Source organism: Wolbachia endosymbiont (group B) of Rhopobota naevana (assembly GCF_947250615.1).
Taxonomy (GTDB): domain Bacteria; phylum Pseudomonadota; class Alphaproteobacteria; order Rickettsiales; family Anaplasmataceae; genus Wolbachia.
In genome coordinates this window covers 602,295-627,346 of sequence record NZ_OX366333.1, presented here as the reverse complement: position 1 = coordinate 627,346, position 25,052 = coordinate 602,295, and the positions used below count along the sequence as shown (strand labels likewise).

Here is a 25,052-nt window from a genome sequence, read left to right as displayed (position 1 = left end):
TTAACTCATGTAATGTATAAAATATTTTTCAAATACCTTTTCAACTTCATAATTAACAAGATTCCCTATTATCCTTGAAGCCTCAGGTTCGAGTGACAATTTAACTTCCTTTATTGGCAATGCTGCTCTTCCTTCACGTTTAAACATACCGCTATTTCCTTTTGGCATAACTGCTGCAAATCCTCCTATAAACTCATGCTTTCCTACTTTCGATCCTCTTCTTGTTTTTTGTATCTTGCCAATTGTCGATGCTCTAATGTCATAGAGATTTGATCTAATTAACACGTCTAATCTGCTAGTTTTTGCCTTAAAAATTCTTAATCTCTTTCTTATCAAACTTAACTTTATCTTCTTTTCCTTACTGATTTCCTTAGCTGCTTGCGCTTTTAACCATAGTGCCGTTTTGTTTAATGCTCTCACTATTGCTAATTCTATTTTTTTTCTTTTAGCATTTACACTTTCTATTACCTCAACTTCTATATGCACAGACATTTTACACCCCAGACGCTTCGATTCGCCAGACCATTCCAGATTTATCTCTAAGTGGTAGTGTATGTATTTTGTATTTGCAATCACCTATAACAAAAATATCTCCTACAATTGGCCTCAGTATATCAAAAATGCTTACCTCAAGAAAAAGCATCTCTCCCACAAATTGTCCTTCACCAATCTCGTATAATTTATCTGGCTGTTGCTTTAATACCTGTACCATATATGACTTATCCTTTGATTTATACAAAGCCACTTCTCCTAAATGGGCAAAACAATCTTTAAATAATCTCTTAATATTCCCTTGCATTCTTCTATTTTATTCATTAAGTTTTCATCAGTACGCTATATGCTGATAGAATACTAACTGCCTTTTTGTTGCTCTATCAGTACTTTTATGTTGCAACGACCTTGACCAAAACTGCCGGGCGGTGGCACATTGGTAGAGGGTTCGACTGTGTATGCAAATCAGTCCCTCTATCAAATCTTCTTGGCTCTTGTTTTGCATATAGTGGCTGTCCTAGTGTATTTACTGTTTCATTAAAATCTGCTGGTGCAAAATATGTTGTAAATGTGCTCGCTGTTCCTACTGGAAAACAGTGTCCTGTATCTCTTTCTATAAACCTTCTTACGGTTCCTTCAGGATCAGTTGCTTGCCCTCTATATTCCTCAAACGTGATTCCACAAAACGTAAATCCTGATCTCATATCATTCCTTAGCGCTGCTCCTTCTTGCCATCTCTCGTATGCTTCTTTCACTTTACTATGCGAAGTTAGTGCATCAAAAAACTCAGGGCTTACCAAGGCATGAACTCCTGTCATATATTCACCACTTAGATTATCTTCTATATGCCGGAGTACTTCCAGACACTTACGTTTTACATCAGTTGTTGCAGTTCCTAGTGCAAAATTTACTACTTTTGGTGTGATTTCAAATTCGTTGTACAGATTTAATAATTCTGACCCATCAGCATCTAAAATTATTCCTTTTAGCGCTCCCATTCGCAAATGCTCTAATGTTATTGCATGTTTGTTTCTCATCAATTGCAAATGATCGGTTATTACATCTGCCAGCGCTTTAAGTTCACTCTCTGATCCAAATGCCCTTATTCCCTGTACTTCCTCTGGTAACACTACATCATCATGTGGAATATGTGGAATCGTAAATGTTCTTACCTTTCTTTTTCCTCTTTTTCCTACTGTTGCTGGCGCTCCGGGTAACTGAGTTGGTAGTAAACTTAAAACTCCATTATGTTCTTCTATGGTAATATGTCTAAATCTTACTGACCTATTTGGAAACAAATTTAAATTTTCAACACGTCCATAATTTATCGGCAATATATTCATCGCATTTGTTAGTGCCGTCATGCTAAATGCTGTATTTGTAAATGGATTTTGCATTTTTTATTTTCCCCTTTTGTGTTTTTAATAGTTTTTTTAAGCTCCCTTGCGGATAATGATCCCTCGTGCTTCAAGTTGCTTTATTGCTTCAGCTTTCTGTTCTTCAGTGATATTTGCTGGCCACACAACTGCATGATCTGCTAGTATTGCACCACGAGTAATAATTACTGCTTTGGCATTTTCTGTCGCATTTACATCACTTACTATTGCACCTATTGCTGTTTGTGTGCCGTCTGTTCCAGTGGGATTAAGGACTCTAATAAAACCATCTTCCGTCTTTTTGGCAACTACTGCACCAAGCTTAAGATTTTGACCTTTAGCTACTGTTATTTGGTCTCTTGAATATAGATTTGAAACTTCGTATTTCAGAAGATCCCCAAGGTTATTTTGTTCTGTTATAGTACTCATTCTGCTTTTCCCCTTTATTTTTTACTTTTGTTATACTATGAATATTCTAAATGCCAGATTGTGCACGACTTCTTGCTACCTGCATCATTAAATCTTCTGACGAATTCTGTGGTAATGTGCTTAAAATTTCAGTCTTCATTGTTCGTTCTGCAAGTATCGACATTAATATTTCTTGTGCTTGTTTGCTGCTAACATTCTGCTCTATAAATTCTCCTATTTTCTCTGGCATTCGTGATAAGTTGCATAAACGTATTAATTCAAGAACTTCAGCATGATAACTGTCATTTTTGATTTTATTAGTTAAATTATCAGTTTCTAGGTCAGTTGTAGTTTGTTCATTCATAGTAATACTCCTGTTTTTATTAATAGATGAAAGAATTGTCATTCCGTCTGCAAGGCCTATTTCTACTGCTTTCTCCCCAAAATATAGCCCTGCTTCCGTTGATTTGATTGCTTCTATAGAAAGATTTCGATTCCGTGCTATTAGCTGGACGAACATCTCATATAAACGATCTATTTCCTCTCTCAAACTTTTTAAACCTTCAGAGTTAATAGGCTCATGTGGATTTAAATCATTCTTTCTCTTGCCTGTAAAAATAGTTGTGTATTTTATTCCACATTTTTCATCAAACCCACTTTGATCTATATGACTTGCTATTACTCCTATACTGCCAACACCAGAAGTTCTGCTCACAAATACCTTCTCAGCGCTAGAGGCTATAGCATATGCAGCAGAGTATGCATCATCATTTGCTATCGCTATTATCCTCTTTTTTGCTCTTGATTCATAAATAAAGTCAGCTAGGTCAAATATACCGTTTACCTCTCCTCCGGAGCTATCTATATCAAGCAGAATAGTTTCTATATCTTTGTTTGATAATGCTTCTTCTATTTCTTCTTGAATTTTCTCATATGATGTCATTCCCAGAAAATCGTCAAAAGCCCCTGGTTTTTTGGTCAAAATTCCATGTATTGCTATTACTGCTGTTTTTTCTATATTCTGATTTACTGCATGTTTTATATTTTTCAAGATAGGTTGTTTTCCGTTATATAGTGACAACAGGTCAAAGCTTTTTTGCTCTATCATCATCGGCCTACATAGCCAGTTGGTTTGTAAAATTTCCATAAAGTAAACGAGACTTATTTTGTTTGTGTCCTGACATCAGAATCAAAGAAAAGGTTGAGAGAATCAGCACGCTTTTGATCTTCTGCTATTTCTTGGTCAATTTCTTCTACATCGTAACCCATTTCTGATACTACCTCCGATCGACTTTTGAAGCCATTTCTTACTGCCATTTGCTGTGCTTGCTGGTCTTTCAGTGGATCCACCCAATCAAATCCCTGTGGTATCCATTTTACTTCTTCTTTCGCTGCTTTTACTACTTTTTCATCTATACAGAGTTCTCCACAAAGTACTGCTAACTCTAGCCATCTATTCCATACTGGTCTGCAAAATTGGAATACCATAATGTTATGTTGCAGCATAGCGCATCGACGACGAAACTCTATTAATCCAGCTCTGATTGATGAGTAATTAACACCGGTTAAATCTCCTGTTAGCTGCTCATATGTTATTCCTGTACCTATTGCTATTGCCCTCAGTTGCTGTCTCATGAATGCTTCATAACTTCCTCCAACATCAGACGGCTCTGAAAATTTTATATCTTCTCCTGGGTCTAAAAGCTGCATTGTTCCTGGCTCTAAACCTGATAATGCTACTCCTTGCTCATTACTTTCGCCTTCTCCTAAAATATTTGCCTCAGGATCAAGTCTTGTAATAAACCCTGCAAACATTGCTGCTGTCTTTTTTCTCACTAATTCTGCATCATCGTATTGATCAAGTTCATAGAGCTTTAACAGTATATTAGAAAGCCAAGGCTCCCCTCTGATTTGCCCAGGTCTTAAAGGTCTATAAATATGTAAAACATCATTTGCTGGTACTCTCACTGATTCTCCAAATGAGCCTTCTCCTGGATGTTCTCTAAATAAGTAATATGCCTCTCTTTGCCCAAGTCTATTGAACTCAATCCCGTTTCTTATTACATTACCATTTCCTAAAGTTTGATTTGTTTTATTATCTAAATGTTCAGACTCAAGTACTTGCAGTTGTAGTGGTACAGAAAATCTATCTTCCAGCTTTCTCGTTCTTAAACGTACAAAACATTCTCCTCCCTCTATCATACTTCTGCATACTAGAGCTTGTAATCCATAAAAATCACTTATTCCACAGCTATCTGCTTCATCTGTCCATTTTAGCCATAATTCTTGCACTTTCTTTCGAAATTCTCCATCTCTTGCTTTTGATTGCGGTTTTATTCCTGTTCCAATAGAGTTACTTACTATTGTATCAATGATATTGGCTGCATATGGATTTTTTCTTACCATATCCCGAGAGCGGCTACGTAAGTGCCCAAGGCTCTGAGAAAGTAAATTATTTATGCTTCCTGTTTCTCCTTGCCAATACATCACTCTTCTTCCTGAGCCTGACGCATCCCATGCAGAACTTTTGATTTTTGGCTTACTAAATAGTTGTTTTAAGGTCTTTAACATCCTGATAACCAAAAATTCTTTAATTCTTCTATTGTTCCATTAAATTTACTTCTATCACATGGTCCTATTCCTCTTACTGAATGCGGTTTAGGTCCCATTTGACCATTAGTGTATTGCCACAAAACCCACTTATTCCATCCTTTTGGTAGTTTAGACCATCTTATTTTCCACAGTGGACACTTAGTTAAAATTGGTGTAGCAAAATCTTTTAGAAAATAAGCTCCTCCGCAAATCAATGGTAAGCGATTAGTTCTTTCTTGAACTCTAGTTACAAAATCTTCCGCCTGTTTTGGTGTTATGTTTTCTCCATTTTTGTTTTCTTCTATATCTAGAGCAAGTAGAACTTTAGAACTATCTCCTACTGTCTCTAAAAAATGCTCAGCTTGGTCTTTTCCGTTTTCTCCTACTCCAAAATGGTATGCACCATACAGAAGTCCTTCTTCTTCAGCAACTTTTCTTCTCTCTGCGTACTTTAGATCTACAAATTTTAATCCTTGAGTTGCCTTATGTACTACACCCAATATTCCATCTTCTTTGACTAGCTTAAAATTTACATCTGCATTCCAATGTGATAGGTCTACTACTGCATTCGCATATACTTTATTTGATAAATCAGCTATTTTCTTACATTTCTCTTCTTTTTCTAATACACCACTATTGACTATTACATACTTTAATTGTTTCAGAAAATTTTGATATTCTCTCATATAATTCCCTTATTAGTAGCAAAAACAATTTTCCTCTTTGGCTCCACTCCAGCAATCTTTAGCTCAGCTTTAATACGTTGTCTTAAGCTTAGCAGGTCATTTATCTGAACTTCAGCATATCTCACAACATGATCACCATATGCAATTGATACTACTCGCTCTCCATTTTGCAGCTTCTTTATTGCTTGTTCAACTTGAATTAAATACTCTTCGTTATACATTTTTCAACCACTTACTCTGTCTTACTTTTTTAGGTTTTTTACTTTCTATTTTTCCACTCAAACTATTCCATTTACTCTCTGGCCAACGATCAATTCCAAGTGCAATAGATGCTGCTCTCGCATAAATTCGGCAATCTAGTACTTCATTTCTTTCTCTTACCTTCTGCCACTCTTGTTTGGTGTATCCTTTTACTACCTTGCTGACTAATTGCTCTGCCGTTAGCTGCTTAAAATATTCAGGTGCATACTCCGGAAAATGACAATATCCTGCTGGCACTTTTTCTTTTTCCCCGTTTTTTAAAACATTAAGTAGCTGAAAAAGCTCTGATTTTAATATCGATACTCCAACTGGCCAGAGCTTTATTCCTCTCTTTAGCTTTTGACCACCAACTGTTATATCTACTCTACTTGGGCTGCTAAGTGGTACTAGCGCTTTGTTTACACCTTTGACTGCCATTACTCTTCCAGATCCTTGATGACCTCTTACCCAATTGTATACTTCTTGTGTCGCATACCCAGCATCAACCGCCATCATACTTATCATATATTCAAGCCCATTTTCACCGATAAAATGATGACTCAGAAGCTCCGAAAGTTTTCCCCATACTTCTCCTCTTCCAGTATCACCTTCAAATACTCGGTAGTCTATTGACCAATTTTCACGGCTTTTTCCCCATGCTACAACTTCCACCTCTAGACGATCTTTTTGGACATCTACTCCTGCTGTCAAAACCACTTCACCCTTTGGTACTGTGCCTACGGGAAAAAATTCTCTCCTGTTAAATAATTGCTTCCAGTCTGGTACTTCTCCCTTATCTACCCAGGTTTCTCCAAGCGTAGTATTTATCCAAACTTTCAGTAATTGTTCACTTTCTTTTGCATGGAGAAAATCTTCTACTGCTTGAGTCCAGCTATACCAGCCAACTGGACTATAAAGACTTGAAAGATGAAATCCTTTTTTCTCACCTTTTACTCTATCAGTAGGCCTCCATTCTCCACGCTCAAGCATCTCTGTCTTTTGATGATTTTCTATCTTTTTACCACATTCTATACATATATAGTGTGCTGTATTTGGATTTTTATCTTCCCATTTTATTTGTGACCATTTTAAAATTTGGTAATAATTACAATGCGGACAGGGAACAAAAAAATATCTCTTATCTGTTGCTTCAAATTCTTTCTCAATTCTGCTTATTCCATGAATCGTTGGTGTTGATACTAAAAAAATCTTTCGCCGTGCAAATGTATTAGTTCGAGCAATACTAAGCAGTACTGGATCTCCTTCTCCTCCTGAATCTCCTGGATATGCATCTATTTCATCAAGAAAGAGATACTTTACTGGCATGGATCTAAGTCCTACACTGCTATTTGCTCCGGTTATTACTACTATTCCACCTGGAAATTCCTTACTCTGTACAGTATTGCCCGAATCTCTTGACCTTGGGTCTTTTACTTTACTTTTTAAACATGGTGTACTTTCAATCAGTGGCGCAAATCTTCCTTTTGACCAACGCTTTCCCATTTCAACTGTTGGCTGTACTACTAGCATTGGTCCTGGTGTTTGATCGATGATATAGCCAATCCAATTGTTGCCAGCTTCTGTTCCTCCAATCTGCGCTCCTTTCATGAATACTACTTTTTCTGCAGATGAAGACGGAGATAATGAATCCATTATTTCTTTTAAATAAGGAGTTCTCTCTGTTCTCCATTTTCCTGGCTCTGATGCTGCAGTTGGCGCTAAAACTCGATACTCATTCGCCCACTCTGATACTTTAAGCTCTGGATCTGGTTTTAAACCTTCAGAAAAAGCTCTAGCGTATATCATTGTCTGCATCTACTCATAATTGGTTCTATCTCAATATTGTTAACAGTAGAGTTTATTCCTCCACACTCCTCCAATTCCATAAACATCTTTTTCTGAAATTCATTTTCTATATATCTTTTGCTCATCTCACTTATCATTATTGCTATAATAAGCGCAAGTATTCCTGTCATTGTTGCAAAAATGATTGCATTGCTTATTGTTGTTGCTGTTAAACCTATATATGCTGCCATTGCTACTGCACTTACTGAGGTAAAAACACAGATCACACTATTGTATTTTCTTACTTTTGCATCTCTATGCTCTATACACCTATAATAAATTGGTACAGATCTGCCTATCTCATCTGGTAATTTGATGCTCTTTTCTTTAAATAAAGTTTTTAGCAATTCTAAATTATTTGACTTGATTGCTAAGTGCAGAACAGGTGTATAATTTGCTCCTTTTTTCAGCAATAACTTTACTACATGTAAATGCCCTTTTTCCGCAGCAAGGTAAATCGGTGATAAACCTTTATTATTTACAATATCAATATCGATTTCTTCTTTTAAAATTGTATCTACAAGCTCAATTTCTCCCATTTGTGAAGCTAAATGGAGTAGACTATTCTTCTCAGAACCATACTTATTGCTCATCAAAGTCTTCTTTATCTCAGGTTTAGCGTAATCAAATGGTGTCTTGCCGCTATCGTCTTTTACCAATGGATCTATATCTTCTCGCGTTAGTAAAACTTCTATTGTTTTAAGTCTTTCAGCGTAATGTAGTGGTGTTTTATTTTCATAGTCTTGCAAATTGACTTGAGCATTAGGCTCCTTTATTAAGCATCTGAGGATATCAAGACATAAGTCTCTTTCATCGTAATTAGTATTACTTACAGCTATATGAATAGGTGATAATTTCATCGAGTTTTGTCCTACACGTGCGCTATTTACATCTGCTCCTAGCTCCAGTAATAACTTTACTATCTCCAATTTTTTGTTGTTAACTGCATAGTGCATCGGTGTCTGATTTCGTGCATCAAAAACCTCGATTTCAGCATTTCCTTCTCTTATCAAAATCTTTACAACTTCTGTATGTCCTATTCCTGCTGCTAGATGTAATGGCGTATGATGCAAAGCATTTCGTACATTAACGTCAATACCTTTTCCTATCAAATATCTAACTGCATTAACTTCACCTATCATTGCAGCTAAATGAAGTAAGCTATCTTGTTCTGACCCGTACTTGTTATTAATTAGCGCTTGTAATATTTCTGCTTTTTTCCCTTCTTTGGCGTAATCAAGAGATGTTTTACCTTCATTATCTTCCACAAAAGGATTAATATTCTTCTTCGTGAGTAACAAATCCACCATGCTTAATTCATCAAATTCTATAGCGCAATGTAGTGGGGTTTTTCCGTTTAACCCTCTGACATTAACATCTAATCCAGGTTGATTGATTAAACACTTTATTAACTCTAAACTTAAGTTATCAGCCATTTTGTATTCAAAATCTTTTTATATTTTAAATTTAGCGTTAGATAATTCTTCAAGTGAGTTTGTAATCTCTTCAGTTAGCGTCTCGTGAATTTTTTCAGTGTCACTCAGTGATGCAAGCAGTGCTGAAACTCTATTTGGAATATTAAGCAAATTATTACGTACAACTCTTGCTACATTAAATGCATCGCGCTTTACTTCCTCTACTGCTATAAGTTCACCAATCTCAGCCTTAGCTTTCGCCTCAAGAAGTTTACCTCGCTCCATTTCATTTTTTATTCTAGTTTTTAGCAACATCGTGGAAAGTTTTTCTCCGCTTTCTGAATAGTTTTTTCTTCTCAGTGGTTGACTTGGATCTCTTATTGTTTCTATAGCCCTGTTTGCTTGTTCTCGGTCAATGAGTCCATCCTCCAACTCAACTATTCCTTTTTTTACTAAATAACAGACATATTGCTTTGATACTCCTATCTCTCTTGCCCATTCTGTTTGTGTGATTTTTTCCACTCTTTTTGCTCCTTTTTACGAATTTTCTTCTTGAATTTCTGCAAAAGTTTTACCAGTACTGGCTAAAATGGCATCTCTTCCGGTATATACTTGCCAACGTTTTATGGTTACATCTACAAATTTTGAATCTAGCTCTATTGTTCTGCAAATTCTTCCTGTTCTCTCACATGCAATCATCGTGCTGCCAGAACCGCTAAATGGATCAAGTACTATGTCTCCTGATCTGCTGCTGTTTACTATTGCTCTCTCCATTAGCTCTACTGGCTTCATTGTTGGGTGCAGTGAGTTATGTATTGGCTTATCATAAAACCACAGATCACTTTGATTTCTACCTCCATGCCACTCACGTTTATTGCCGCTTTTCCATCCATAGAGCATTGCTTCGTATTGTCTTTGATAATCTGATCTTCCTAGCGTAAAGTGATTCTTTGCCCAAATGATAAATGTTGACCATTTTCCTCCTGCCTCCTCAAATGCTTTTTGCAACGTTGAAAACTCTGATGATGATATGCAGATGTAAATTGCACCTTTCGTATATGCTAAAATGTGGGAACAGATGTCGTAGAGAAAAAGCTCATACTTTTCACCTTGATTATCATTTAATATTTTTTTATCTTCTCTTTCCTGACTGCTACCGTAATCAACGTTATATGGAGGATCACATACGGTAATATCTGCCATTTTATCGTCTAATACCGCTTTATATGATTCAACTACAGAGCTATCACCACAATAGATTCTATGATCACCTAAAATCCAAAGATCACCTGGTTTTGTTACCTTTTTGTCATCAATAGCTAAGTCAGAAAAATCTTCTTTTTCACTATCTAAATCATCAAGGAAATGTTGAACTTTTTCTAATTCAAATCCTGTCATTTTAAGGTCAAACTGCAAATCTTCTAGCTCTTGAATTTCCACTTTTAAAAGATCATCATCCCACTTTGCCCAATTAGCTGATTGATTGGCAAGTAATCGAAAAGCTTTGGTTTGTGGTTCGTTTAAATTATCACTTAAGACCACTGGAATACTCTCCATACCGAGTTTTCTTGCTGCTTTAAGTCTTAAATGACCATCAACCACAGTACCATCGCTTTTTGCAACTATTGGAATACGAAAGCCGAATTCTCGAATAGAAGCACACATTCTGTTGACTACATCGTCATTTTTACGTGGATTACGCTCATATTCGACCAGATTTCGAGTAGGATAGTAGTGGATTGCTAAATTCATATCTTAATAATTAAAAAGTTAATATTCAAAATATATCTGACGCTAGAGAAGGCCTGGGGTTGAACCCACCAAACCCGCCATTATGGCCGAAAGGACCCACTTTTACGGTATTTTTAATGTGTTAAAATCTTTACTAAGATTCATAACGTAGAACATTAATGCCAAAGCATCTGCTTGATTATCATCTCTAGGTGAAAAACCTTTTTCACGTATCGCTTCAATAACTTCACTCTTACTTGCATTACCTTTGCCTGCTATAAAGCGTTTTATAGTTTTAACATTAACACCTTGGTAGGGAATATTGTTCTCTTCACACCAAGCAGATAGAACGGCAAGAAAACCGCCATAGCAATGCGCTGCATCAGTTCCTAGATGTCTTCTCACTTCCTCAAAATACACTGCAGAAATGTCTTTCAAAGAATTGAGCCAATTACGAAAATTCAAGAAGCACATGCCACCTCCGCTAAAACGGCTACCATGAAAACTTTTGCTTCCACTTTCAATTACTCCATCTGTTAGAATTGCCCAGCCCGTTTGTTTGCCGAGGTCGAGTGTTAAGATTGACATTACTAGAAATTAGAGGTACGTTGTAGTGTGTACATAATATATATACACGGTAACTTCAAAATTCGTCCAAAAAATTCTATTTTTTTATTGAAAATATACTATAATAAGTTTATTAAACATAATAAGTTAATAAATGTTGCTCGTTCCATCCACTGAGCTATCTCAGCCTAAGATACTACATTTGCATATTATAAATAACTCAATCTACATAAATAACATTCAAATTATCAGTAAGCATTCAGTAGCACGCCTTGGTATTATGCACGTTTTGTTAGCTCAGTTTTGGCAGGATTTCAAAAGCGGATTGCCAGCAGAAAAATATAAGTTCCTTAATATCAATCAACTAGGAGAGCTCTTGGGTTTTAATTCAGAAATTCACAATTTAGAGTACAAGATTAGAAGGCCACTAAATAGAATGATTAAAGCAATAAAAGAAATTTTATCCAAAGAGCTTGGTGCAAATTGTAACGACGTTATTGAAAACATTGGCTGGCCAGGATATTCTTGCAAAGACCATGGTTATCGTCTCAATCCTTTTATACTTTCTTTAGGTGCTGCTAAGTCTACAGGACGTTTTTTGTAGCAATTTACTTGAGTTAATCTCAAAACTCTAACTTATTCATCTCTTATAATGGATTACATTCATATAGAGTTTGTATGCCTTTTATTCGCGTTTTTAGCGGTATTATAGAGGCTCTTTAGTATAAGATAGAAACACAACACAAACCTAAACTCATAAAATGCTTTAAAATACTGTATTTGCTTCTTTTTATTTTTGTATCTTTAATCAGTAGTTTATAGTAAGGTAGAAAAGGAAAACAAGGCCTTCAACACAAAGCATTCCGTCTCGCAGTCGCTTCTGTTCTTTGCCGTTCATCTGGTTTATTATTTTGAAAAAATATTTTACAACGAATAAAAAACGTGATAAGCTAGGCAAGGGTTTCTTCTACAAAGATAAAAGTTTAAAGCAAAAGAAATGCCTCGTAATTGAGTTTTAAGCTATCCTACACGAGCAACTTAGGTCTCAGTGATCAATTGTTACCATGAAGTCGTAAAATCCCTTTAAAACCGCACTAATTGCAATTATCTCTAAATTGTATCTTTTTCATAAAATCTAAGTAATGTTTTGCAGTGGTCTTTTTGATCTTCCTTCTTTTTGATAATTTTTATTTGTAGTTTATATATTTATTTTATTTATTATTTATTACTATTGTTATTATATATATATAATATATAAGGGTTTTAGGAATGGTAAAATCAGCCATATTAGCTCACTTTAAGTATGTAGTTACTAGGAATGCTTTTAGGAATGTAGGTCAAAAAGTCTAGGTTTTATGCAGGTTTTAGCTTCCTTGATTTCTAACTGTTTAGTGAATAACCCAGGAATCAGGAATGTAATTCAACCATTTGATGTCTTATCCCTTTTTAATTGAAATCATAGCTTATAATAGGTTGTAGTTTCTGGCTCCAAAGTTAATATTTTTGATTAAGTAGATTGAATAAAAAAATAGATTAAACTCTAAGATATTTAAAGAGCATACCAGTGTTTTTAATGTAAATGTTCATGTGGTTCCATAGATAATCTCTGTTTTTTGATTCTATCTGTCCATTTATCATTTTCTATATCTTGTTTATTGGTTGCTTGTTTTTCTTGTTCAATAATTGCCTTATCTACCTTCTTATGAATTGCATCAATTGCATTAATCGCACCTTTTTTTTCGCATATTTCTCTTTTCCCTTCAATAATTAAATTGGTAAAAATATTTACAACACACTGGACTTGATTATGATCAACCTCACCTTTTATCAAAGAAGGTAAAGATTCTAATTCCATTACATGTTGATCTATATTACTTTCTATACCTTCGCTATTCATCAACTTTATTATTTTATCATCAAACTCTTTCAATACTTCTGGTGCTATTTTACCTTGAAAGAAAAGCCCTAAATTATCTGCTACTTCACTTATTAATAACTCTCTATTTTCTTTATTATCTTCCAATTTAGCATAATCACTTAATAGATCCATAACTGCAGATACTCTGACTTCAATAATATCATCAACATCTTCACCCCCTAGAGTAACTCCTGGTCCCAATAACCTCCCTCTGAGATTTTTCCTTAAAAGATTGATGAACTCTTCATTTGCATCTGATCCTGTGGTTGATATCGTACCATCTAAATGGTTACTTACTTTAATTTGAGTACCTAAGACATGCTCTATTTGTATTTTTGTCTCATATTTAAACCCTAATTCTGCACAGAATTTCTGAAAATATTCTTTAATAATGTCAAACAAGGTCTTGCCATTATCTTTATAGTTTTCCAACTCTTTAGGAATAGTAAGTGATAATTTACCATCTCTGTATGTTACAAAGTCTTTATCATCACAAGATTCAATTATAAATTCCAATGAACTGGACAGATTACATATTTTATCTCCATGCATATGATCTTTGACAGAAAGTATTGGTAGCTTCATATTAGATCTAATTCTTACATTATTTTGGTTAGCACAATCAATGTTTATTACTTTTTTAGGATTTTCTACTATGAACGACTGTCCAAGTGCAAGTTGGGTTTGTATAAATGGAGCAGCCTCATACCCGGCTTGATTACAATTGGTGACTAGCTCTTCTAAAATAGCATCTCTTGGAACTTCTGCCCCAGCGTATCTAAACATTTTTTTGAAAACTTTTTTTGCAAAGGAACGGTAATCCTTGTTTTCATCTCTCTCTATAGGTAGTAGATCGGTATACTCTTGACCAGCATTGTAAAATTCTTTAAATTCTTTCTTATATGAATCAGTTTTTTGATTATCAGCAGTTTCAGGATTTTCGCAATGATCCTTCCACAACTCGCCAAATGCATCTTGTACAATCTCTTTCTCAATATCTTTAAGTACTGAAGCAACAAATGCTTTGCCATGATCCGTATCTATTTCTCTTGTTCCTTTTTTGTTAAATATTTCGTCATTATATATATCATCACTATTAAAAAGTTCGCTTCTGCGGTACTTAGCTCCTTCCTTAAATGCAATAATAAAATTTTTATCTATTTCTTTTCCGTTAATAATAAAATTCATCCTTTGAAAATCTAAGAACATTGTTTCACCGGAATTCGCCAATTTATTAGCTTGATCTACTCTTAATTTACTAAAATTGAATTCTTTAGCTGTAGCCTTTAATCTAACTACTGGATTCTCCTTTGCCTCTTTCATAATTAACACCTTACTATAAATATGCTGTAAGTTGTATCATATAATGATAAATAATTTGATAAGATATTAAGAAAACTGATAGTATATTTTCGAATCCCATTTATAGTACTTTAAACCTGTATGAGGGATTTATAAATAAAGTAGAGATTTATAAGTTTTCTCTACAGCTAAAATCCTCAGCTCCAGGAGTGAATTTTCCTACACCACAAGCAAATGGTCCTGTTGTAACGTCAAGCCACTTATCCTCTCTTGAACCTTTAGACATTCCTTTTACTAACTGCTTCGCCTGTAAAAGTTCCTGTACCATACGTTCTAGTTTGTCTCTTCCCATATTGTAAAAAATTTCAGGTAGCCTATGCCGTTGTTTATATACTCCTGTGCTTCCTGTATGAGTAAATGGATGTCCTGCAATAGCAGATCGTTTAATTGCATTGATAAGGTATATCTTAAGACTTTTATCACTAACATCTTTAACTTTTAATTGCGCTGTTATATCTTCTAGTAGTCCTGTTTCTTGATTTCTTAGGTAAGTACGTACAGTGCGATCAGCTAACCCATTTGCCTTAACAACTGCCCCGTTAAATAAAGCATTTTGTCTTGGAGTTTCCCCCATTGACCTAAAGATTTCTTGCTTAGCTGTATCTTCTATTGGCCAAAAAGCATATGAACATCTAACACCATTAACAAGGGCAGAGGTACCTCTAATTGCATCTCTTGCTTGCTCAACAGTTAGTATAGGTTTTTCTCCTTTTGGTTTTCTCATGTGGTGAGCAGTAATAATTGAAGCTCCAGTACTACACGCTAGATCAGATAGCAAACACATCAGATAATCTCCTACAGCAGGATCAGCATTTATATCTGCATGAATAAATGAAGCAAGTGGATCAAATACTATCAGTTTTAGATCTTTTATTTCCTCGAGCTGCTTCATGATTGATTCAAATTCAGGAGAAATTTCAACGATTTTACCACGAACATTTCTGAGTATTGTAAGTGATCCTCTGACATTTGGCAGTGGTACAATAAATAATTTATCTTTATGTTTTAACCTTTCGCACTTAGGGTCAAGTCGTTCTAAGCGGCGGTGTATCTCACTTGCATCATCTTCTGCTGAAAAAATTACCACTGATCCATGCTCAGTAACAAATGAACCAAAACTACATATCTGATCTTTATCACTTATAACTTTAAGTGCTAGATCAAGAAGAAGCATGCCTTTACCTGTATCTCCCATAGCAGCCACTATTGAAGTAACTCCTAAAGGAAATACTCCCTCAACAAGAAACTTTTGCTCTGGTACCGGACCTACAAAGCGTTCTGCACTCCAGTCTAAAATCTTTAGTGGCGGTTTAATCATTACTTTTTTTGCGTTGTTCTTGATAAAATCAGAGACGTTTATGCTTTCTTGTAAATAGTCAGCAGCATCCCAGCCTTTCGGTTTATTCTCTGGAATTTTAGTCATAGAAAGTGATGTAATACCTAAACTAATAAGTTTTGTAGTAGCATTTTCAGCATACTTTTTACCTGGTTCATCATTATCTGGCCAAATAATAACATGTTTACCTTTGAGTGGTGTCCAATCTGTTTTATTTGGGTCTGCATTTGCTCCAGACATTGCAGTTGTGGCAGTAATACCTTGCTCTATGAGAGCATTTGCACACTTTTCCCCTTCTACAAGAAGAATTTTATCGGACTTTAAAATACCTGGAATATTATATAGTGGCCTTATCTCTGGTACACTAAAGGTGGATTTTTTGATATCAAAAGGAAGATATCTCTTTCCACTATCATCATCATAACGATATACTCTAACAAGAGCTTGGCCTTTTTCATCGTAATAATCCCAATATGCAGTTGGATTACCTGCAGTTTTGTCAGTTTTGATCTTTTTAAAATGACCAAGCCATTCAGCTATAGAGTCCATTACTTCAGTAAACTCTGTTCTAGTACTTTTTCTATGCACTTCTGCCCAAAGGTCGATAATGTCACCACCTTCTCCTGTTGCAAAATCATGCCATAGGCCAGCTTCACTGCCACTTAATTCTACTACTAGACTCTTTCCTTTATCACCTTGTACATTGCCTACATAAAACTTATCACCACGAAAAATCCCTCTTGGCAATAGATAAGAAAGGCATGATCTGATATTTAACAGAAGCTGAGCTTTAAGCTGTTCTTTTTCTACTAATGATGCATTTTTTCGTGGAGCTGCAGTATTAAAATCACAATAGATACCCATAAAATCTCCAATATATTTAAAGTTTAGAAATTTGGTTAAGCTGTGGCTATCCAGCGTCCGTTAACCATGTTTATGAATTTTGTTGGTATTGGTTTGCCGTTTTTAAGTTCGTACATCAATTGCAGAGTATTCCTTTCTGGCCTAAATATCATTACTCCAGATGTATATAAACTTCTTAAAACATTAGCACCACTCAATGCTTGAAATGGATTCTTTTTTAACGTGGTTGTTGACATTTTTTTTGTGTAATGTGTAACTATTACTCCAGCAGCAGGATTAGTTATAGAGCGTAGTTCATCAATACTATTTTGCAGAAAAGAGATCATACTCCTATAATCAAAAAGAGAGTCTATCACTATAAGATCAACTGTTTTTACATCGAGATTTTCCGACATAATTTCCTTTATTTTTTCCACATTCAAAGTTAACTGTACTTTTTTAGTAATAACTAAGTTTTCTGTTCCTGCATCAAGGGTTTTCTTGCTGATTCTTAGCTTCTGTAAGCGCTCTCTTATGTAATCATATTCCATTTCATTCTGTAGATAGAATATCTTAAGTGGCTTTGCAGGCTTCATACCAAGAAATGATACTCCAGCAGCTAAATGTACTAACATGGAAAGTAGAAAATTACTTTTTCCTATTTTGGGAGTTCCGCCTATAACCAAAAGACCGCCTGGAGTTAAAATTCTTGGGCCTATTATATCTTTTGGCATTGGTGATTTATCATTTAAGTAATGCCTTGCTGAAAACGATGTAATTTTATATTCTGTTGTGTTTTCTTTAGTATTTAACCACTTCTTAGCGGAATTTATATCACCTTTAACTAAAGTCCAAAGATCAATAATGTCACCACTAGTCCCTTTAGTAAAATTACGCCAATTTCCAGCTTCTTTACCCACTATTTTAACTGTAATCATATCCCCGTCACAGTTACCAACATAAGTCCTCTCTCGATCAAAATTACCGTTTGGAATTAGGTAAGGTACACACTTCTTAATATTATCAATCAATAATCCTTTTATTTCTTTTCTATGCATAAAACCCCCATACATACTTTTCATACGCTTAGAGCTGAGATTAGCTAGCTCACAAACAGTTTCAAAAGACTCTGAATCAAACCATTTAATTGCTTCTTTCTTTAGCTCTGGATTTTTTCCTGCTGCATCTTTGATAGCTCTCTCAATTACAGCAATCCAGAGCTTCTCTTCGTCGTACTTCAAAATGGCAACCAATCAACTTCAGATTGTTCTGGAGTAATAACCGTAGCAATCTTGTTCTTTTCTCCATACCGATCAGCTTCAATACCAACTTTTGCAGTAAACTCTACCCCGTTAAAGTCAGCTATAGAGTTGACTTTTCTAGCAATAGCTGCTTTTTCTGAAGTGTCATTTGAATGAATGTTCCGTGCTGACTCTAAAATACTTCTAAGCATAGAACGTCCAGCTTCTGCCCAAACATCTTCTCCTTCAACTCTTGCTTTGCCACTTTTAATACCAATTACTTGAAAAATCTTGCGTTTTGCATATGGACCTTCAGTGACAGTAAATTCAGCGTTTAAATAGATGCTGCCGGTAGCATAGCTTTTAGTGAACCAATTTTCATAACCTCCTGGTTTAATTGCCATTTTTACCTTGACTATTGTACCTTTTGGTATTAAATTACTTTGTAATTTTGCAGTATTAAAATCAGTTAAAAAATCTGTTAGCATATTGTTCCCTATAAATTAAGTAAAAAAAGAATCAACTCCATTGGTCTACAAGCTGCCAATGACCATTTATCTTATTGACAAGCTTGCTTGCTACACGCTCACCATTACGAAGCTCAAATACTATTTGACGGACAGTGTTTTCCTCATCATGAGCAAACATCACCATGCCAGTGCTATAAAATCCACGTAAAGATCCAGCACCGCTTAGGCCTTGAAATGGATCTTCTTCCAGCATCTTTTTGGACAGTTTTTTTGTGTGGTGAGTGAGTATTATGCCCGAATCTGTATTGATAACATTTCTCAGTCTTTCAAGTGTTTTTTGCAAGAAGAATAGCATAGCGCTGTTGTCATTTTCGTTGCCATATTCACTTGAGTTAAAGATATTACGAAGAGGATCAATCGCAATAATATCAGGTTTAAAACGCTCTTTAACAGTATTTTTGATTTCATCTATTTCTTCACTGCTGAAAGATAATTGCACTTTTGGCGTGATAATTAAGTTATTGGCAGCTATATCCAAAAGTTCCTTATCAAGTTGAAGCTGTTGCAAACGTTCCTTCATATAGTCATACTCAATTTCAGTTTGCATGTAGAAGATCTTCAAAGGTCTATTTGGCATCATACCAAGAAATGATCTACCAGCAGCCATGTAGACAAGCCAAGAGATCAAAAAGTCGCTTTTGCCGATTTTAGGTGGGCCACCCAGTACCAATAAGCCTCTTTTTGTTAAAATTCTTGGTGAGATTATATCTTCTGGTATTGGTGATTGATCATTCAAGTATTCTTTCACACTGAAAAAGGGAATTTTTTGACCGATATTGAAAAAGCTTTGTTCCATAATAATTATTCTCCAATTTTTAATTAAGCAATAGGTGCCAAAGTTTTGGCTTTAATTTTTGCAAGTAATTTACCCAAATGTGGTTCTTCAACCATATTCAAGCAGCCACTGCGATCTTTAGCTGGATATCCCCAAGAATTAATAGTCTGACAGACAAATGAACGTTTCTCTGTTCCATCATCTTTCTTGATTCCAACCATGCTGATTACCTCATCAACTATCCCTGGAATCTCACTAGCAGTTTTAGCCCCTTCACATTGAGGTAGCCATGTTGAACGATTACAGTCATCAAGATATTGACCTAGTGTGCCAACTATGATGATGTCTTTATCTCTGATGTGTTGAAACTGATTGAGCCATGCCATCATCTCTTGAGCAAGTAACCCATAAGCAGCTCTTTTATCTTCTTTTCCCGATCTATCAGAAAAACACTCAGGTTGCATCCTTGCCCATAAAAGACATAAACGTGAAGCAACGGTTATACTATCCACAAAGATGCATCGGTATTTAGAAACTTCAGAAAGAAGATCTTTGTGCTTGCTACAGACATGCTCATAGTGTTTTTGACTATACGCCTGATCAGATTTTAGTGCAGGGTTCGGACCACCAATTAGGCAGGCAATATCCCGAGCTTGATTCCAAGTACGAACACTAATTGAATCTCCCTGCCAATCTTGAACAGCAAGCAGACCTGCTTCAAAATCAAGACATAGTGTTGGTTCACTTATAGTCTTTAAGAGGCTGGTTTTACCAATACCGTAAGGACCAAAGATCACAATTTTTGCTCCTGTTTGTGTCTTCATTCGTTCATCTCTATCAATTATTTTCATTTTTCTCCTGGTTTAATCACTCAGATATATATACACGGTGACCTAGGTAATTCGTCCAAAACTTATCGAGCAAATCTCATTTTAAAGATGAAAATTTATCGCGTATTTGCCTTAAAATGTTGTAGACAGTTGTTTTTGGTATACCTGTTATTTTTGCAGCTTCAGTAATAGTAGAAACCTTAAGCAGCTCACATAGTTTTCTATGAGATTTCGGTAATTTTGAGATTATATTTTTTACGTCAATGTATACCATTATATCATCTTCAAGATATTTAGAATCTGGTATGTTATCATCAATACCAAAGTTAATCTGACGTTTAGTGCATAGTTGGTTACGCAAGAGGTTACGAGCACGACGTCTAGTTAAATTAGCAACAAAAGTATTAAAGCTACTTCTTGTTTTATCATACAAACTAAGGCAAGGCCAAACCTCACAAAAAAGTTCTAGCTCTATATCTTCAAGACTCCTATCAATAAAACAGTTAGTATGATTAAGACAGCTAGCATAGTACTTTATATATTTAACAATTATTGGATCAACGCCTGAAAAAGAATTTTTAGATTTCATAAAAACCTCGAATAATCAAAGATTTATTACTAATTCTTCTTTCGAGACCCTGCAGAATTTAAATAAGAGTAATTTGTCTATTATGAAAAATAGAATAAGACAATAGTTATTTTATTAATAGATCAAATAAGACTTCTCTAAAATTAAATAAGACAGATGAAAATCGGATGAGAGAGAGTTTGATTTTCAGTGAATTGCTGAAATTTAAAATATATTCACCTTGGTCTTCCCAATAACGAAATTTGATATAAGCTAGTTAGAAAGACTGGCTAATTTCCAAAAATCTTATTTAAACAGTGGAATATTGTATTGGTGCACTACTTTTCTATGATTTAGTTGATTTTCAAAAGCTGCCTTAAAATTATTTAAACTTTTTTTATATTGTTTGGACGAATTGTTGAGCAACCGTGTATATATATAATACAGGAGCCAAACTTTCAAATGTCAATACTCACACAATCAGGTCGAGCAGCAATAGCAGCAAGTATAAAAGAGCAATCTCTACATCTTGCCTGGGGCAGTGGTGATGCAAGCTCTGGAAGTAGCCATAAAGTAGAAAAAACTTTCGTTAAGGGTGAAATAAAACTTGATCATCAACCTGTTAAAGATGTGAAGGTTTTTACAGGACAAACAACTTATCAGCCAAGTATAGATTATATAGTTGATAGCAGTACTGGTGTAATAAAACGTACGGAAAATAGCTCTATCACGGCAAATAGTGCAGTTACTGTAGAATATACTCAAAGCACACCACCTGAATCTATAAATTCTATAAAGCTCTTGAATGAACTTGGCAGACGTACTGCAGATGAAGTGCTATTCTGTACAGGTGATGAGAATGGAGAGCTTTTGACTCCAACAGGGAGGTTTAACCCTTCTAATGTACCAACTAATAACTTATATCTTAAATTTAACTTCGATTTCAACGATGCTGCAAATCAAGTTATACGGGAATTAGGGGTTATGGTTGGTACTAAAATAAAAGAAGGATTACCTGAAGGACAGAGATATTTTGAACCAAAAGACGTGGAAAATCCTGGAATTTTGTTAGTTTTAGAACACACCGTACCACTTATCAGAACTGCAGCAACCAGGGAAACTTTTTCATTTGTTGTAACTTTTTGAATTTTTCTAGCATTAAATGACTTTAAACGCCTATTATAACCGCTTTAATCCTGACAAAGAATATGAGAAAAGCTTATTTCTTGCTGGAAGAGGTCTACAGTCTGCAGAATTAAATGAGACTCAGGAGTATGCTCTTTCTAAGCTTAAAGGCATAGGAGATGCAATATTTCGTGATGGTGATGTGATAACGGGAAGCAATTGTATTATAGATAGAGAAACTGGTAAAGTTACGCTTGAATCAGGAAAAATCTATCTGCGCGGTGCAGTTAGAAAAGTTGAAAAAGAAGAATTTGTTATTCCACTGAGTACCACAGTTCGCATAGGTGTTTATTATGTAGAATCTACGATTACAGAACTTGAGGATGAAAACCTTCGTGATCCTGCTATTGGTACAAGAAACTATCAGGAAGTAGGAGCTGCAAGGCTTAGAGCTACTATCACTTGGGGTTATCAAGCAGAAGGTCTTTCTCCACGTTTTTCTGAAGGAGAGTTTTATCCAATCTATAACATTGAAAATGGAGTATTAATAGAACATTCACCACCTCCACAAGCAAACATAGTAACTACTGCTCTTGCTCGTTATGACAAAGAGGCAAATGGTTCCTACGTCGTAAATGGTCTTGAAGTAATGTTCCTGCAAAAGGAAGAGGGAGAAGGAGGAAAAAAAATATTTGTGATTAATGAGGGCAAAGCTCATGTTGATGGCTATGAGATTGAACTTCCTCACAGTATTCGTGTTTCTTTTGATGAAGATCCGGATATAAAATCAGTTGAATCAGAACCACATACTTTTCAGCCAAATAGCCAAAGAGTAATGGAACTGAAGGTTAATGATTTTCCAATAAGTGAAATCAAAAAAGTAGATATAACCGTTCAAAAAACCATTACCATTACTCACGGTTCATACTCAGGAGCTGTTGATCCAATACCTGACTCTGCGGTACTTGAGATTATTCAAATTAAACAAGGCAATGTTATTTATGAAAATAGTATAGACTATAAGTTAAATGCAGGAAACGTTGATTGGTCATTACCAGGTAAAGAGCCAGCTCCTGGAAGTAGTTATCAAATAACTTACCGCTGTCGTACTCATGTAAGCCCTGAAGATATAAGTGAAGAGGGATGCAAAGTAAAAGGAGCAGTTGATAACAGCTTGGTTCTGATTGATTACACCTGGAAAATGCCCCGCTTTGATTTAATTACTATCGATAGCAAAGGAGTGGTGAGAAGAATCAAGGGAATTGCCCATCCCTGGAGACCATCAATGCCTAAAGCACCTAGCGGACAACTTTTGCTCTGCTACATTCATCAGACATGGAAAAACGGAGAAAAAGAAGGGGTAAAAATAGTGAATAATGCTATTCATGCTGTACCGATGAATGAGCTTGAAGCAATGAAAAAAGGAATAAATGATCTTTATGCGCTGGTTGCACAGGAACGTTTACGCAGTGATGCAAATTCAAGAGAACCTACCACCAAAAAAGGAGTATTTGTTGACCCATTCTTTGATGATGATATGCGTGATCAAGGAATTTCGCAGTTTGCAGCAATAGTAAATAGAGAGCTAGTTCTGCCAATAGATGTAGAAGTTGCAGATATTGAAAAAGGTGGGGAAAGATATCTTTTGCCATATGAACTTGAACCGGTACTGGAGCAGCTTTTACAGACTAAAGGAGAAAAGATCAATCCATATCAAGCTTTTGATCCAGTCCCGGCACAAATTACTCTAAATAAAAACATTGATCACTGGACGGAGGTAAAAACAAATTGGAAAAGTCCAGTAACCAGAGTATTTAATGCTAAAGAAACGACAGAGCTGCTGTCAAGTACTTCATACGAAACTGAATTTATGAGAGAAGCAGTACAGAATTTTGAAATTGAAGGTTTTGAGCCAGATGAAAAGCTTAAGGAAATAAAATTTGATGGCATTTCTATTATACCTATGGCATAGAGGAAAAAAAAGTGGAAAAAAGAGCTAACAACCAGGGAAAATTAAAGGGAAAGGTGAAAGTACCAGCAAACATTCCAGCAGGTACTAAATTAGTACAATTTTATGGGGATAAAGGAAGCTATGGAGAGACAACTTATACTGGTAAAAAAACTATTACCATAGAAGAGAGAAGAAGAGTTATCGCAGCAAGAAGAATTGACCCTTTAGCCCAAACATTTACTTTAAATGAGAGCAGACACATAGGAGGCCTAAACTTATGGTTCACAAATAGCGGCAAAAAACGTGTTGTTGTGCAGATTAGAGAAACAGCAGTGGGAATGCCCTCGCAGACTGTCATTGCTGAAAGCTATATTGAGCCAAAAGATATAAAGATAGATGGCACAGCAACACGTATAGAGTGGTCACCAGTGTTTTGCCATGCAGGAGAGGAGTATGCAATAGTACTGCTTACTGATGATCCTGGTACTGCAGTAAAGATAGCAGAACTTGGCAAATATGATGCAGTAAATAGCCGTTGGGTAACAAGTCAGCCATATCAAGTAGGAGTATTACTGTCATCAAGTAATGCAAGCACCTGGACACCACATCAAAATTTAGATTTAACGTTTCGGCTTTTGGCTGCAAAATTTAGCGAAAATTCTCACGTTATTGATCTGGGAAAAGTTACAGCAACCAATACTTCAGATTTAATTGTTTTGACAAACGTCGAAAAAGTAGCATTTGATACCAATGTAGAGTTTATCTTAACAGATGAAGAGGGAAAAGAGAACTTTTTGTCTGATAGTTTGCCACTTGCACTGCGTGAAAGACTATCTGGAGAGCTAACAGTAAAGGCAAATTTAAAAGGGTCAAAAGAAAAAAGTCCAGTGCTATATCCTGGGTTACAGCTAGTTCTGGGTAATCTTTCAGAGTTCGGAGATTATGTTACAAGGAGCATTACAGCAGGAGCTAACACTAAAATTACCATAACATATGATGCGCTAATACCTGGCACTGCAGATGTAAAAGCATATGTGCAAAAAAATGTGGATTGGCAGTTAGTGAATTTAACATCAGGAAAACCTATTGGAGAAAATTGGGTGGAGAGAACTCATGTACTATCAAATTTTAATGCTAATGAGACAAGGATAAAACTGGTTTTAAGTGGAACGGTTGTCTATCGTCCTAAAGTCAAAAATCTCAGAGTAATAGTAACATAAA

Annotated in this window: 24 protein-coding genes; 4 read left to right on the top strand and 20 right to left on the bottom strand. The window is 35.5% G+C overall.

The features are described 5' to 3' along the window. The 13 genes from OOL01_RS03085 to OOL01_RS03025 form a co-directional block, all read right to left on the bottom strand. On the bottom strand, nt 1-492 hold the full coding sequence (locus OOL01_RS03085; protein ID WP_019236418.1) for a phage tail protein: 492 nt from the start codon (nt 490-492) through the stop codon (nt 1-3). A gap of 1 nt (nt 493) precedes the next feature. Then, nucleotides 494-799, bottom strand: a complete 306-nt coding sequence (locus tag OOL01_RS03080) for a head-tail joining protein (protein ID WP_019236419.1) — start codon at nt 797-799, stop codon at nt 494-496. 85 nt (nt 800-884) lie between these two features. After that, nucleotides 885-1,889 carry a major capsid protein gene (locus tag OOL01_RS03075; protein ID WP_026097201.1) on the bottom strand — a complete coding sequence of 335 codons (1,005 nt, stop codon included), beginning with the start codon at nt 1,887-1,889 and terminating at the stop codon, nt 885-887. A gap of 36 nt (nt 1,890-1,925) precedes the next feature. Continuing rightward, a complete protein-coding gene (locus OOL01_RS03070) occupies nt 1,926-2,297 on the bottom strand; it encodes a head decoration protein (protein WP_262986461.1) in 372 nt (123 codons plus the stop codon). A 46-nt stretch (nt 2,298-2,343) separates the two neighbouring features. Further along, entirely contained in the window at nt 2,344-3,423 is a 1,080-nt protein-coding gene (locus OOL01_RS03065; RefSeq protein WP_264687030.1) for a S49 family peptidase, read from the bottom strand. Nucleotides 3,424-3,437: 14 nt separating this feature from the next. Then, complete coding sequence (locus OOL01_RS03060; RefSeq protein WP_264687115.1) at nt 3,438-4,847, bottom strand: phage portal protein; 1,410 nt, start codon at nt 4,845-4,847, stop codon at nt 3,438-3,440. Next, nucleotides 4,841-5,554, bottom strand: coding sequence for a glycoside hydrolase family 25 protein (locus OOL01_RS03055; RefSeq protein WP_264687114.1), 714 nt, complete (start codon nt 5,552-5,554; stop codon nt 4,841-4,843). Before OOL01_RS03055 ends, OOL01_RS03060 begins: the two co-directional genes overlap by 7 nt. Continuing rightward, nucleotides 5,551-5,775, bottom strand: a complete 225-nt coding sequence (locus OOL01_RS03050) for a gpW family protein (protein ID WP_264376977.1) — start codon at nt 5,773-5,775, stop codon at nt 5,551-5,553. Before OOL01_RS03050 ends, OOL01_RS03055 begins: the two co-directional genes overlap by 4 nt. Further along, complete coding sequence (locus OOL01_RS03045) at nt 5,768-7,600, bottom strand: phage terminase large subunit family protein (RefSeq protein WP_264687113.1); 1,833 nt, start codon at nt 7,598-7,600, stop codon at nt 5,768-5,770. The genes OOL01_RS03050 and OOL01_RS03045 overlap by 8 nt, the downstream gene beginning before the upstream one ends. Further along, complete coding sequence (locus OOL01_RS03040) at nt 7,597-9,075, bottom strand: ankyrin repeat domain-containing protein (RefSeq protein ID WP_264687112.1); 1,479 nt, start codon at nt 9,073-9,075, stop codon at nt 7,597-7,599. Before OOL01_RS03040 ends, OOL01_RS03045 begins: the two co-directional genes overlap by 4 nt. Before the next feature lie 18 nt (nt 9,076-9,093). Beyond that, complete coding sequence (locus OOL01_RS03035; RefSeq protein ID WP_264687111.1) at nt 9,094-9,576, bottom strand: hypothetical protein; 483 nt, start codon at nt 9,574-9,576, stop codon at nt 9,094-9,096. Between the two features lie 15 nt (nt 9,577-9,591). Next, nucleotides 9,592-10,806: a DNA modification methylase gene (locus tag OOL01_RS03030; protein ID WP_264687110.1), complete on the bottom strand. Its 1,215-nt coding sequence runs from the start codon at nt 10,804-10,806 to the stop codon at nt 9,592-9,594. A gap of 102 nt (nt 10,807-10,908) precedes the next feature. Then, a complete protein-coding gene (locus tag OOL01_RS03025) occupies nt 10,909-11,373 on the bottom strand; it encodes a crossover junction endodeoxyribonuclease RuvC (protein WP_264687109.1) in 465 nt (154 codons plus the stop codon). Nucleotides 11,374-11,506: 133 nt separating this feature from the next. Between OOL01_RS03025 and OOL01_RS03020 the strand changes: the two genes are divergently transcribed. Beyond that, nucleotides 11,507-11,956, top strand: a complete 450-nt coding sequence (locus tag OOL01_RS03020; RefSeq protein ID WP_264374875.1) for a hypothetical protein — start codon at nt 11,507-11,509, stop codon at nt 11,954-11,956. Nucleotides 11,957-12,922: 966 nt separating this feature from the next. On the opposite strand, the gene OOL01_RS03015 is transcribed toward OOL01_RS03020, so the two are convergent. The 7 genes from OOL01_RS03015 to OOL01_RS02985 all read right to left on the bottom strand — a co-directional run bounded on the left by OOL01_RS03015 (nt 12,923) and on the right by OOL01_RS02985 (nt 20,776). Beyond that, on the bottom strand, nt 12,923-14,593 hold the full coding sequence (locus OOL01_RS03015) for a hypothetical protein (protein ID WP_264687108.1): 1,671 nt from the start codon (nt 14,591-14,593) through the stop codon (nt 12,923-12,925). Nucleotides 14,594-14,741: 148 nt separating this feature from the next. Further along, on the bottom strand, nt 14,742-16,832 hold the full coding sequence (locus tag OOL01_RS03010) for an AAA family ATPase (protein ID WP_264687107.1): 2,091 nt from the start codon (nt 16,830-16,832) through the stop codon (nt 14,742-14,744). Between the two features lie 35 nt (nt 16,833-16,867). Further along, nucleotides 16,868-18,052, bottom strand: a complete 1,185-nt coding sequence (locus OOL01_RS03005) for a helicase RepA family protein (protein WP_264687106.1) — start codon at nt 18,050-18,052, stop codon at nt 16,868-16,870. Further along, the gene (locus OOL01_RS03000; protein WP_264374871.1) at nt 18,049-18,540 is read right to left on the bottom strand and encodes a hypothetical protein; all 492 of its coding nucleotides are present in this window, start codon (nt 18,538-18,540) and stop codon (nt 18,049-18,051) included. Before OOL01_RS03000 ends, OOL01_RS03005 begins: the two co-directional genes overlap by 4 nt. A gap of 31 nt (nt 18,541-18,571) precedes the next feature. Then, a complete protein-coding gene (locus OOL01_RS02995; RefSeq protein ID WP_264687105.1) occupies nt 18,572-19,378 on the bottom strand; it encodes an AAA family ATPase in 807 nt (268 codons plus the stop codon). A gap of 23 nt (nt 19,379-19,401) precedes the next feature. Beyond that, nucleotides 19,402-20,208: an ATP-binding protein gene (locus OOL01_RS02990; RefSeq protein WP_264687104.1), complete on the bottom strand. Its 807-nt coding sequence runs from the start codon at nt 20,206-20,208 to the stop codon at nt 19,402-19,404. A 76-nt stretch (nt 20,209-20,284) separates the two neighbouring features. Next, nucleotides 20,285-20,776, bottom strand: a complete 492-nt coding sequence (locus OOL01_RS02985) for a sigma-70 RNA polymerase sigma factor region 4 domain-containing protein (RefSeq protein ID WP_264374869.1) — start codon at nt 20,774-20,776, stop codon at nt 20,285-20,287. A 441-nt stretch (nt 20,777-21,217) separates the two neighbouring features. On the opposite strand from OOL01_RS02985, the gene OOL01_RS02980 reads away from it, so the two are divergent. The 3 genes from OOL01_RS02980 to OOL01_RS02970 are packed head-to-tail and all read left to right on the top strand — an operon-like array spanning nt 21,218 to nt 25,051. Continuing rightward, nucleotides 21,218-21,901: a hypothetical protein gene (locus OOL01_RS02980; protein ID WP_264374868.1), complete on the top strand. Its 684-nt coding sequence runs from the start codon at nt 21,218-21,220 to the stop codon at nt 21,899-21,901. A gap of 16 nt (nt 21,902-21,917) precedes the next feature. Further along, a complete protein-coding gene (locus OOL01_RS02975) occupies nt 21,918-23,852 on the top strand; it encodes a DUF4815 domain-containing protein (protein ID WP_264687103.1) in 1,935 nt (644 codons plus the stop codon). Nucleotides 23,853-23,863: 11 nt separating this feature from the next. Continuing rightward, a complete protein-coding gene (locus OOL01_RS02970) occupies nt 23,864-25,051 on the top strand; it encodes a hypothetical protein (RefSeq protein ID WP_264687102.1) in 1,188 nt (395 codons plus the stop codon). The last annotated feature ends 1 nt before the right edge of the window (nt 25,052 follow it).